Origin of the sequence: Clostridium ragsdalei P11 (assembly GCF_001675165.1) — a bacterium.
Classification (GTDB): domain Bacteria; phylum Bacillota; class Clostridia; order Clostridiales; family Clostridiaceae; genus Clostridium_B; species Clostridium_B ragsdalei.
Window position 1 is genome coordinate 56,247 of sequence record NZ_LROS01000022.1, and the last position, 12,881, is coordinate 69,127.

Annotated in this window: 11 protein-coding genes; 5 read left to right on the forward strand and 6 right to left on the reverse strand. The window is 30.8% G+C overall.

Translation table 11 applies throughout. The features are described 5' to 3' along the window. Positions 1-69: 69 nt before the first annotated feature. Positions 70-654 (forward strand): cyclodeaminase/cyclohydrolase family protein, encoded by a 585-nt coding sequence (locus tag CLRAG_RS10390; protein WP_065078377.1) that lies wholly within the window; start codon positions 70-72, stop codon positions 652-654. Positions 655-721: 67 nt separating this feature from the next. Here CLRAG_RS10390 and CLRAG_RS10395 read toward each other — a convergent pair whose 3' ends face one another. From CLRAG_RS10395 to CLRAG_RS10405, 4 genes are all read right to left on the reverse strand, one after another. Continuing rightward, on the reverse strand, positions 722-2,500 hold the full coding sequence (locus CLRAG_RS10395; protein WP_065078378.1) for a penicillin-binding transpeptidase domain-containing protein: 1,779 nt from the start codon (positions 2,498-2,500) through the stop codon (positions 722-724). Positions 2,501-2,724: 224 nt separating this feature from the next. Continuing rightward, on the reverse strand, positions 2,725-2,979 hold the full coding sequence (locus tag CLRAG_RS21085) for a GGDEF domain-containing protein (RefSeq protein WP_275507579.1): 255 nt from the start codon (positions 2,977-2,979) through the stop codon (positions 2,725-2,727). A 6-nt stretch (positions 2,980-2,985) separates the two neighbouring features. Further along, positions 2,986-3,198 carry a hypothetical protein gene (locus CLRAG_RS21090; protein WP_065078379.1) on the reverse strand — a complete coding sequence of 71 codons (213 nt, stop codon included), beginning with the start codon at positions 3,196-3,198 and terminating at the stop codon, positions 2,986-2,988. A 121-nt stretch (positions 3,199-3,319) separates the two neighbouring features. Beyond that, entirely contained in the window at positions 3,320-4,609 is a 1,290-nt protein-coding gene (locus CLRAG_RS10405; protein ID WP_065078380.1) for a sensor domain-containing diguanylate cyclase, read from the reverse strand. A 334-nt stretch (positions 4,610-4,943) separates the two neighbouring features. On the opposite strand from CLRAG_RS10405, the gene CLRAG_RS10410 reads away from it, so the two are divergent. The 3 genes from CLRAG_RS10410 to CLRAG_RS10420 are packed head-to-tail and all read left to right on the forward strand — an operon-like array spanning position 4,944 to position 8,714. Beyond that, on the forward strand, positions 4,944-6,614 hold the full coding sequence (locus CLRAG_RS10410; RefSeq protein ID WP_065078381.1) for an acetolactate synthase large subunit: 1,671 nt from the start codon (positions 4,944-4,946) through the stop codon (positions 6,612-6,614). A 14-nt stretch (positions 6,615-6,628) separates the two neighbouring features. After that, positions 6,629-7,744: a 4-hydroxybutyrate dehydrogenase gene (locus CLRAG_RS10415; protein WP_065078382.1), complete on the forward strand. Its 1,116-nt coding sequence runs from the start codon at positions 6,629-6,631 to the stop codon at positions 7,742-7,744. Between the two features lie 19 nt (positions 7,745-7,763). Further along, a complete protein-coding gene (locus tag CLRAG_RS10420; protein WP_065078383.1) occupies positions 7,764-8,714 on the forward strand; it encodes a LysR family transcriptional regulator in 951 nt (316 codons plus the stop codon). A gap of 97 nt (positions 8,715-8,811) precedes the next feature. Here the strand turns inward: CLRAG_RS10420 and CLRAG_RS10425 are convergent, their stop codons facing one another. Then, a complete protein-coding gene (locus tag CLRAG_RS10425) occupies positions 8,812-9,576 on the reverse strand; it encodes an SDR family NAD(P)-dependent oxidoreductase (protein ID WP_065078384.1) in 765 nt (254 codons plus the stop codon). Between the two features lie 49 nt (positions 9,577-9,625). Beyond that, positions 9,626-10,960 (reverse strand): APC family permease, encoded by a 1,335-nt coding sequence (locus tag CLRAG_RS10430; RefSeq protein ID WP_065078385.1) that lies wholly within the window; start codon positions 10,958-10,960, stop codon positions 9,626-9,628. Between the two features lie 231 nt (positions 10,961-11,191). Here CLRAG_RS10430 and CLRAG_RS10435 point away from each other — a divergent pair, with 231 nt between their 5' ends. Continuing rightward, on the forward strand, positions 11,192-12,868 hold the full coding sequence (locus tag CLRAG_RS10435; protein ID WP_242872132.1) for a spore germination protein: 1,677 nt from the start codon (positions 11,192-11,194) through the stop codon (positions 12,866-12,868). The last annotated feature ends 13 nt before the right edge of the window (positions 12,869-12,881 follow it).

Below are 12,881 nucleotides of genomic sequence, written 5' to 3' on the forward strand. Positions count from 1 at the left end.
GGATGGAAGCCATCGGATAAAATATAACATTTTACTTATTAATATTAGTTTAAAAAAGTAGGTGACTAAATGCTAAGTAATAAACCAATCAATTCTTTCTTAGAAAATATAGCTTCTAAACCATTAACTCCAGCTGCAGGAAGCATAGCTGCCTTGAGCGCAGCTTCTGCAGCAGCATTAACTGAAATGGCTGCTAACCTTACCTCAAAAAAACCCAAATATCACGATATTTCAGCTAAAATGAAAGAAATAGCTGAGGAATGTTCTTCCTATAGGGAGATTTTTCTTAATGATATTGATAAAGATACAAAAGCCTTTAAAAAAGTAATAGATTTGTATTTAATGAAGTTAACTACAGATGCTGAAAAAGAAATTCAACAAAAGGAATTGCAAAATAGTTTTAAAACAGCTATAGAGATACCTCTAAGTATGGCCAATAATATTGTAGAGTTAATTTACGCTATAAGATTTGTTAATAAACATGGATGTAAAACATCAGCATCAGATGTAAAGCAAGCTTATATTCTGGCAGAATCTGCAGTCCGTTCATCAATTTTTCTTATAAAATCAAATCTCGTCTTTGTCCATGATCAGGATTTTCAAACCTATATTTCAAAAAAAATTGATGAATTAGAGGCAGACTTAGAAATGTAATAAATAATATATTTATTATGTATTAGCTCAACTTTCGCAGTTTAAAAACTTTGCGAAAGTTGAGATATTAATTTAACACACTTTTCTCACCTTTAATACCAATATAATTAAATATCTCCTGAAATAAAGTTCTCGCCACAGGTGCTGAAACATCTGAAGCATAATAATTTGATCCGCTAGGTTCATTCACACTTACAAGCAAAGTTATTTTAGGATTCTCCTCAGGAGCCATACCTGCAAAGGAAGACATGTATTTTCCCACTGCATAACCTCCTGTTTTAGGATCAGCTACTTGAGCCGTGCCAGTTTTACCTGCAATATCTAATCCCTGTAAAAAGGCATTTTGTCCTACCCCTGAAGTAACTACTTTAGTTAAATCATCTCTTAACTCAGATGCTAATTTAGAATTATACACAGTTTTTTTGCCATAATTATCATATTTTTTATCTATAACTTCATTGCTTGCATCAGTAACATGTGTAATATCCTTCATGATATGAGGCCTTATCCATGTTCCTCCATTTGCTATTGCATTAAAAGCAGCCATGTATTGAACTTGATTGACTGCAACACCTTGTCCAAAAGCAAGCTCAGATAAATCAAATCTATTAATTTGATCAGGACTTCTCAAAGTACCTGCTGATTCTCCAGGTAAGTCTATTCCCGTTTTTTGACCAAACCCCATTTTTTTTGCAGTAGCAACAAGCTTGTCTTTACCTAGTTTATTTCCTAACTCTGCAAAACCTACATTACAGGAATTTTTTATTATATCCACAAAGCTTTCACTGCCATGACCATTTAAATTCCAGCAGTGAATAGGACTTTTATCAATTGTTATGCTGCCATCACATATATAGGTATCATTTAATCCAATATTGTTTTCTAAAGCACTTGCTGCAGTAACAACTTTAAATATAGACCCTGGTTCAAAATTATCTTGAATAGAAGGATTTTTCCAAAGCATTTCAGCATCTTTAGAGTTTTTGGCTATACTTGCTGCATTATTAAGATCTACACTAGGCTTATTTGCCATTGCTAATATTTCTCCATTTTGAGGATTCATAACTATAATATTGACTGCTTTTGCATTATTATCTTCTAAAGCTTTTTGAGCCGCTTGTTCAGCATATTGTTGAATAACTGAATCTATTGTTAAAATAACATTTTTACCATCTACTGGCTGGGTATATTTTTGAGATTCATAAGGTAATTGATTATTTTTTGCATCTTTTTCATAAGTCATACTGCCAGGTGTACCTGAAAGTTCTTTATCATAGCTCAATTCTGCACCGGAAATTCCATTGCCCTCAGGATTTACCAATCCTAAAATACTTGTCATAAAATTTCCATTTACATAATACCTTTTAGTATCTGGTGAAATAATAATTCCTTTAATATTTAACGCTTTAACCTGAGTCATTACAGGTTTCTCAATCTGCCTTTTCAATAAAGCTGAATTAGCAGGCAATCCATTAGGTAGTGTTGTACTTAATACTTTTAAAATATCGCCAGGTTTCATATTAAGTATGGGAGACAATTTATCAGCTAATTGAGAAAAAGACATTTTTCTCTCACTTAAAGTTTGTCTTAATGTTTTTAAATCGAGGTCAACTCTATAAATACTTTCATTTACTGCTAATTCATTAGAATTTCTATCTAGAATTTCCCCTCTTTTAGCACTAATTGGTATTGTAGTTGTTTGCTGCTCCACAGCCATTGATTTATATTCAGAACCCTTTGCTACCATTAAATACCCTAACCTTCCAACTAGTCCTAAAAATACAATAACCAATAGTATACCAGCAAATATAAATTTATTTTTTTTAACAAATTTTTTTGTTTTCATCCTTCGCCTCTTTAGTCTTTCAGGCAATTTTTCCATTTAACTAATCGCCATTTTATAATATTATTTCTTATATGCTATATAGATTATTATATTAAAAGCTGTAATCATATTCAACTATAAGTAATCATGAATTTCGGCTACCATGCGCTGCCTCTACCGATGAAACCCACATCAATCTAAAATTTAAATTACTGGGATTTTTTTAGTTTGAAGAAACTTAAAAGTTATTCTTCAGTATCTAATGGTACTATTATAACTTTATTTCTGCCCTGATTTTTAGCTTGATAAAGAACATCATCTACTGATTTATAGGAATTATCAAAAGAGTTTAAAAAGCTGCTTTTTAATAAGGAAACTCCAAAACTTGCAGTTATTTGTATTTGTGATTTATCAACTGATATTACCTTATTTTGAATTGCTAATCTAATATTCTCGGCTAATGAATAAGCTTCATTAATTGAAGTTTCAGGGAGAAATATAAGGAATTATCTGCTGTCATTCCAAATTACATTTGAATAAGGATTTATTATGTACGGTATATCATTAAATAATATAAATAAACCTTCAACTATTACAAATATAATAAGAATTAACTTCATTCTTGCAAAACTAATAACATTAATATCATGCATAATATTAGATTTTTGATCTTTTGTAAAAAAAAAATTTGACTTATTAAAAAAGTGTAATTTGTTCATAGTATAGTTCTTCAATTAAATTGTATTACCATTTATAGAAAAATTTTGCATAAGAAAGCCTACAAATAACTACTCATAGTGATATACTACCATAAAAAAATATAAATGAAAATTAATTTATCTATACCGTCATTTTTCGCTTTTGCACTTTATTCTTATACATATTGCTATCTGCTGTCTCTATTAAAGTATCAATATCAACCTTTTTTACATTATTATATTCTGCAAAACCATAGCTAAAATCTACTTTATAATTAAAAGAGCTGCCTGCATTAAGCTTGTCCATGTCACTTCTTATTCTATTAATAATTAATTCTGCATCTTTTATAGCGATATTAGGAAATACAATAAGGAATTCATCTCCACCTATTCTACAAACATAGTCAGAATTTCTTACATTAGAGACTAACAATTTGACTACATTTAAGATAAGATTGTCCCCTTCAATATGTCCATAAGTATCATTTGTCTTTTTTAAATTATCTACATCTATAAAACATATTGTTAGATTATTTTTGTTTCTCAATGCATTTTTCATTTCTTTATCCAAAAACTCCATACCAGCCCTTCTGTTGTATAACTTCGTCATTTCATCAGTAGCAGCTGTTTTTTCTAATTCATTTTCTTTGTCTGTTAATTCTTTGAATATAGTGTTATAAGGCTGAGTAATACAAGTTATTATAACTGCCTTATATATAAGATAAAAAGATATCATCTTAAAATAATGCCCTAACAAATTTGAAAATGCATAGTTATTTATATATAAAGTAAACTCAAATTCAGATATTATAGTAAAAATAATAGACCCAAACAAGTACCCATAAACTTTACTATCAAATTTATTTTTGTTCTTCCTTAACAATATGATATCAGTTGTTAATATTCCACATATTATATATTCACTAATTATCTTAAATGAAGTTTGCCCTTTTCCTTGAATAAAACATATAGGGAACACCTTGAAATAAAAAATTGAAGCTATAATACTTAAAGTAACTACGGTATAAATTCCAAAAGTTAAATATGGCCTCAATTTTCTCTTAAAACGTATGAATATAAATGGTATCAACAAAGAAATGCTTTCAAGATAACGGGCTCCTATCCACAATTGATTAGCATAAAAATTATATCCTCTAAAAATGTTCATACCGTTGTATGACAGTGTATGTAATAAATCTAAAAATGATACAAACATATATGCAATACCTATAAATACAAGGTAATCAAAATATTTTTTTGAAAAATTTTTTGAATTCCATGCTACTATAAATAAAGTAAACCCTATTATTACACTAAATAATTCTGCAAAGCTGTGAAATAACAAATAGCTATATAGGTTGGTCATATACAAAACTGCTATCACAATTAATAAAATAATAACTTCAAAAATATAATTTTTATATTTATACATATGAACAGCCTCCCAATAAAATAATAATTACATATAACAAATACTTTAAATAATTTTATTACCTAGATATAAACTATTAAATACATTATATTATTAAATAATAAAAAATCCAATAGAATAATGTTTAAAAATATTATTTGTCGAAGAAACCTATGTAAAAGGTTCAGATAATAGTCACAACCATTTTATTGTGATAAAATAAGAAAAAAGTGTTTGAAAAGTGTTGTTAATTGAAGTATGATGATTGATACAATCACAAATATGAATTTGTTTAATTAAAATTATGAATTTTAATTCGTTTAATAAAATCTATAAAGATCAGAGGAAGTTTTATATGAATAGAGATATAAAAAAAGAAGTCCAACTAAATACAGCTCAAATGCTAGTAAAGTGTTTAGAAGCCGAAGGAGTAAAGTACATTTTTGGTATTCCTGGTGAAGAAAATTTAGAAATAATGAATGCAATTTCAGATTCAACTATTGAATTTATCACAACCCGTCATGAGCAAGGTGCTGCATTTATGGCAGATGTTTATGGACGTTTAACAGGAAAAGCAGGTGTTTGCCTATCAACACTAGGACCAGGTGCGACTAACTTAGTAACTGGTGTAGCAGATGCTGATAGTGATGGTGCTCCGGTTGTTGCTATTACAGGTCAAGTAGGTACTGAAAGAATGCATATAACATCACACCAATTTTTAGACCTTTGCAAAATGTTCGAACCAATCACAAAGAGAAGTAAACAAATCGTTCGTCCTGATACTGTAAGTGAGATTATAAGACTTGTTTTTAAGTATGCTGAAAGTGAAAAGCCTGGAGCATGCCACATTGATTTACCTGTAAATATTTCAAAAATGCCAGTAGGTGCTTTAGAAAAGCCTTTGGAAAAGAAAATTCCACCAAAGGAACATGCGGATTTATCAACAATTGAGGAAGCTGCAAGTGAAATCTTCAAGGCAAAAAATCCTATTATCTTAGCTGGAAGCGGTGCTATAAGGGGAAATTCTTCAAAAGCTGTTACGGAATTTGCAACTAAATTGAAAATTCCAGTAATTAATACAATGATGGCAAAAGGTATTATTCCAATGGATAACAAATATTCAATGTGGACAATAGGTATTCCACAAAAAGATTATGTAAATAAAATTATTGAAGAGGCTGATTTAGTAATTACAATTGGATATGATATTGTAGAATATGCCCCATCTAAATGGAATGTAAATGGAGACATTAAAATTGTGCATATCGATGCAAGGCCATCACACATCAATAAACTTTATCAGCCCATAGTAGAAGTAGTTGGTGATATTTCAGATGCTCTATACAATATATTGAGAAGAACTTCTAGCAAAGATGAACCAGTAAAAGCTTTGGAGATTAAAGCAGAAATGCTAGCTGAGCATAAAAGCTATGCAAATGACAATGCTTTTCCAATGAAACCCCAAAGAATTTTAAATGATGTTAGAAAGGTAATGGGACCACATGACATTGTCATATCAGATGTAGGTGCTCATAAAATGTGGATTGCCAGACATTATAACTGTTATGAGCCCAATACATGTATTATTTCAAACGGTTTTGCTACAATGGGTATTGGTGTTCCAGGTGCAATTGCAGCCAAATTAATTAATCCAGATAAAAAAGTATTGGCTATTGTTGGTGATGGCGGTTTCATGATGAATAATCAAGAATTAGAGACAGCCCTACGTATTAAAACTCCAATTGTAGTTTTAATATTTAATGATAGTAACTACGGTTTAATAAAGTGGAAACAAGAAGAACACTATGGTAAAAGCTGTTATGTAGATTTTACTAATCCAGACTTTGTAAAGCTTGCAGAAAGTATGTATGCAAAAGGATATCGAGTAGAAAAAGCAGAAGATTTAATTCCAACTTTAGAAGAAGCCTTTAAACAAAATGTACCTGCAGTTATTGATTGTCAAGTTGACTATGGTGAAAATATAAAACTTACAAAGCATTTAAAAGAAATTTATGAAAATATGTAAAGTGGAGGAATAAAATGAAGGCATTATCTATTAAACCAGAAATCTATACCTTTGATACATGTAAAGAATTTATAGACAAATTTAAAATAGGAAAAGAAGACTTAATTATTACAAGTGAGCATACCTATGTTTCATATTTTTCTAAATATAACCTTGATACCAATGTAATATTTATTAGAAAATACGGAACTGGAGAGCCAAATGATACAATGGTAGAAGCAATTTGTAAGGATATAAAAGATATTACTTATAAAAGAGTAATTGCCATTGGCGGCGGAAGTGTCCTTGACGTTTCAAAATTGTTTGCATTAAAAACAGTTTCGCCAGTACTTGATTTATTTGATCACAAATTAGAATTTGTAAAAGATAAGGAATTGATCCTAATTCCAACAACTTGTGGAACAGGCAGTGAAGTAACTAATATTTCTATTCTTGAATTGAAGTCAAGACATACAAAATTAGGTCTTGCCATAGATGAACTATATGCAGATTTTGCTGTTATGATTCCAGAACTTCTAGAGAATTTACCCTTTAAATTTTTTGCAACTAGCTCCATTGATGCCTTAATTCATTCCATTGAATCCAGTGTTTCACCAAAGGCTACAAGCTATACAGAAATGTTTTCCTATAAAGCAATGGAAATGATTTTAAAAGGATATCAGGAAATTTCAAAAAATGGCCCAGACGCTAGGTTTTCCCTGTTAGATAAATTTTTACTTGCAAGCAATTATGCTGGAATCGCATTTGGTAATGCAGGGTGTGGTGCAGTACATGCTATGAGTTATCCTTTAGGTGCTAATTACCACGTTCCTCATGGAGAAGCAAATTATCAAATGTTTATTGGAGTATTTAAAACTTATTATCGTTTAAAACCACAAGGTAAAATTACAAAACTAAATAAATTCTTAGCATCCATTTTAAACTGCAAAGAAAGTGAAGTTTACACTAAAATAGAAGAGTTATTAAACGTGTTGATTCCTAAAAAACAATTACGTGAGTATGGGGTAAAAGAAGAAGAACTAAAGGAATTTACGCAAAGTGTTATGACTAAACAAGGTCGTTTAATGGCAAATAACTATACAAAATTAAATGAACAAACTGTATATGAAATATATAAATCATTATATTAAAGTAGAGTTGATTTAGATTATGATAAATTTTCTTAATTTGGAATACTTTTTAGTTGCATCAGAAGAATTAAACTTTACTAAGGCAGCAAAAAGGCTGTTTATCTCTCAACAATCATTAAGTTCTCATATTTCAAAGTTAGAGAGTGACTTGAATGTGAAATTATTTAATCGCACCTCACCTTTAACGTTGACACCAGAAGGAAAAAGTCTGGCAAAAAACACTATAAAGATATTGAACTTAAGAAAACAGTCTCTAAAAGAACTGTCAGATATCAAAGATTTTAAACGAGGTGACTTATATATTGGTATATCCCCTACAAGAGGACTATCATTTTTGCCAGAGATACTGCCTGACTATAGCGAAAAATTTCCTAATATTCATTTACATTTATTCGAAGGTAATTCAAAAGAATTAGACCTTGCATTACTTAATGGTGATGTAGATTTAATAGTTGCAATGTTACCTTTCAATGTAGAAAATGTAGAAACAATACCTCTTTGTAATGAAGAAGTTCTTATGATTGTTCCAGATAGTATATTAGTAAAATACTTTCCTAATAACTATGATAAAGTTAAAGCGCAACTTGGAAAAGATGTAGATTTAGCTTTATTGAAAGATTGCCCTTTTTTAATGTTTAACACAAGACATATGGTTAGGATTATTGCAGATGAAATGTTTAGTGAAAAACATATAAAACCTAATATTATTTTAGAAACAGATAGTATTGAAACAGCGTTGGCACTTTCAGTAAAAGGGATGGGAATTACTTTTTATCCTAAAACTCTAATGAGTAACAAGAATTTAGTATTTGATAAAGACTCCTTTGCAAATACTAACATATACCACATGAGATATAATAAAACTCATAGAACGCTGGCCATTGGCTATCAAAAAAATCGCTATATATCTCAAGCAGTAAAGGAGTTTATCAAGCTAGCAAAAGAAAAATATGAAAATTTAATTCAATGACAGGCATGGAATTTAATCATTATCCTTGCCTACACCATAATAATAAAACAAATAACCGCACACCTGCTGAATTCAGGTATGCGGTATAATAATGTTATTAAACTCCTGCTGTGATACCACCATCTGCAATAACAGGTGAGCCTGTCATGCAAGAAGAATCATCTGAAGCTAAAAATGTAGCAATTTTAGCAATTTCCATTGGAGCAATAGGTCTTCCAATAGGTTGTACGGAAGCAAGATCTTTTAATACAGCTTCTCTACCTCCAAATAATTCAGCATGAGCATCATTAAAAGTTGTGTCAACCCAACCAGGACAGATACAATTTACTCTAATATTATCTTTTGCAAAATCTAGTGCCATTGCTCTTGTTAACATTAGAATAGCCCCTTTGGATGCTACATAAGCAGAAAGCCTTGGTTCTGCAACAAAACTATTTGCTGATGCAGTATTTACTATTGAACCTCCCCCTGCTTTTTGCATAACAGGAATAACATGCTTAGATACTAAAAAGTGGGACTTTACATTTACATCCATTGTTTTATTCCAAATATCTTCTGTTAACTCAATAACAGAACCAGGAATATTAACAGCTGCATTGTTACATAGGATGTTAATTGTTCCAAACTTTTCAACAGTAAATTTAACAAGTTCCTGTATATTTTTTTCAGAAGAAACATCTGTTTTAAAAAAATAAACAGAATAACCCTTCTTTTGCAATTCTTCCTCAAGAGCTTGTCCTTCAGCTTCTAAAATATCAGAAATAATCACCTTTGCTCCTTCATTTACAAAATCTCTAACAATTGCTTCTCCAATTCCCTTTGCACTTCCAGTCACAATGGCTACTTTATTTTTTAATCTCATATTCTTTTCCTCCTTACCCAATGTAATTTATTTTAGTTCATACATTTTTTTATATATTATCAATTATAGGTCCTTCCTTTTTATATCCTTTTGATTTAATAAATCCAACAATCACACCTATGAAAATCCAAGAAAGACCTACAATTTTAGTATTTCTATCAAAACCTGACCATACAAAAGCACAAACGGCAAATCCTATAAATGGGAACAATAAATGAAATAAAAATCCTTTCACTCCACCTTCTTTTTTCTTGAAAAAGAAATATGCAATTACAGATAGATTTAAAATCATAAATGCTGTTACTGCACCAAAGTTAACAAACATTAAAATGGTTGTTAACTTTAATGTTAAAACAAGAGTAATGGATACAATCATTGATAGTATAATTGCATTTGCTGGAGTCATATATTTAGGGTGAACTTTCTTCAATATATTAGAGCCAGGAACAATGTTATCTCTACCCATAGCAAATAGAATACGGGCTACTGCTGATTGAATATTAAGGGTAACAGCAAGTCCAACTGCAACTACATTTATAAGAAGCATAGCCACATAAAAATACTGTCCTCCAATTTCCTTTGCAATATCAAACATTGCCATATCTGGATTTAAGTTTGCATAATTACTGTGAGCTAAACAAGCCAAATAAGTTTGAACTAAAAATATTAAAGCTGTTGTTACTAATGCTAAAACTGTTGCTTTACCAACTACCTTTTCAGGCTGTTCCACTTCTTCAGCTAATGTACTTATTCCATCAAATCCAACAAAACCTAATAGAATCATAGAAGTTGCAGTTGCAGCAAATTTTAAATTAACATGTTCTGGTTGAAAAATTGGAAGTAATGAAAATCCTCCTATTCCTAATCCTTCAATAAATACAAATTTAATAGCAAAGCTTACAAATAAAATTAATGCTATAATCTGTAATATAAATAAAAATGTATTTACTTTAGCATTCAATTCTACTCCCCGAATGTTAATAAGACCAGTTATTATAATGAATATGATTGCTAAAACTTTTGGATCAAGACCTGGAAAAATACCTGTTAACCATAAACCTGAGAATAAACACATAAGAGCAGGTGCAAGAATATAATCTGATAAAATAGTCCAACCTGCTATAAATCCAATATGTGGATTAAATCCTTTCCCTACATATGAGTAAACTGACCCTGCATATGGAAATTCCTTACTAAATCGAGCATAACTCAATGCAGTAAAAAGCATAAGCACTGCCCCAATTAGATATACCAAAGAGACCATTCCGTAACTTGCTTGAGCAGCTGTACCGAACACTTGAAAAGGTGCAAGAGGTGACATCGTAATCATACCGAATATAATTAAATTTTTCATGGTAAGTGTTCTTTTTAATTCTTGTTGCATACAAATTCCTCCTATTCATCTTTAGTTAACTAAAGTGTATTACGTCTATTATAATATCGCTTGTTTAAAAAAGATAGTATTTTTTTATTTATTATGTATAAATATCGCACTTTCTTTAGAACTTTAGCAAATTATGCAAATTATATAGTTCATTACCAAAAAGATACTTTGAAAAACTCTTCTTATTTCCATACCTCTACTTTCTTTAACTTCTTCTAAAAATCTTCATATGTGAATAATTTTAATCATATTAAACATACTAAATCTGTATTTAATTGTTCTAAAGGAGGTTTTATTACGTCAATTTTAAAATATTTCCATAATCCCAAGAAATCCAAAATTAAAAAACAAGATGAAAAAACTGAAAAAAAGTTACCTCCTCAAATAAAACTTTCTTTAGATTTAACTTCTAATATTGAAATAATAAAAAAGATGCTGGGTTTTTCCAGTGACATAACAGTAAGAAATTTTACCATTACTCCAGGTTCTGAAATAAGAGCAGCAGTCATTTTTATTAAAGGCCTGGCTGAAAGAGAACTCATTAATGAACAGGTTATTGGAGCATTGATGCTAAATGAAAGATTTAATGGTTTCAAAAATACTAATGATTTTTTTCAAACGATAAAAGAGTATGGTTTACCCAACACCTACGTAAATGAAGAATCTGATATTAATAACATAGTAACTGAATTAATTGATGGCAATACAATTCTTTTGTTGGACAAAATAGACAAAGTTCTTATAATAGGAAGCTCAGGCTGGAAGGACAGGGCAATTTCTGAACCAACCAGTGAAAATTCGGTAAGAGGGCCAAAGGATTGTTTTACAGAAAACATTGAAAATAATAGTGCTCTAATAAGGCGTCATATTAAAAGTTCTGACTTAAGGATAGAATCATTTAAAATAGGTACAAAAACTAAAACAACAGTATTGATAGCCTATCTTAAAGGAATAGCAAGGGAAGGAGTAATAAATGAAGTTAGAGAACGACTAGGACAAATTGAAATTGACGGCATACTTGAGAGTGGTTATATTGAAGAATTAATAGAAGATACCCCTTCATCTATGTTTCCTCAGATAGAACACAGTGAAAGGCCTGATAAAATTTGTGCAGCAATCTTAGAAGGTAGGGTGGCTATTCTTGTAGATACAACTCCTTATGTACTCATAGTCCCAACAATTTTTGTTCAATTTATTCAGTCGGTAGATGACTATTACCAGCGTTTCCCTCTGGGGTCTTTTGCAAGATTAATTCGAATTATTGCTTATTTTACTTCAGTTTTTCTTCCTTCACTGTACATTGCTTTAACAAGTTTTCACCAAGAAATGATACCTACTACACTGGCCCTGTCAATTGCAGCTTCCCGTGAGGGTGTACCTTTTCCCAGCATAGGAGAAGCCTTTATGATGGAAATTACTTTTGAAATTCTAATGGAGGCAGGCCTCCGTTTACCCAAACAGGCAGGTCAAGCCGTAAGTATAGTCGGCGGTCTTGTTATAGGTCAGGCTGCAGTTCAAGCAGGTATTGTTTCACAGGCTATGGTAATCGTGGTAGCCCTAACAGGTATAAGTTCCTTTGCCATTCCAGCTTTTAATGCATCATCTTCAGGCCGTTTACTTCGATTTCCCCTAATGATAGTAGCTTCTATACTCGGTTTACCTGGTATCCTGGCAGGAGTAAGTATAATTGTTATTCACTTAAACAGCCTGCGCTCTTTTGGTGTGAACTACATGGAACCTTTTATATCAGCAGACAAAAGCATAACTGAAGACACTGTATTTAGAAAACACTGGTGGAAAATCAACCGGCTTCCAGGTTATATTGCGCGTAAAAATATTGTAAGAGAAGCCCCAAACATGAAACCAGGACCAAAAGCAGATTCTACAGAGAAAGATAATAATAGTTAATTCTGTTTTCAAA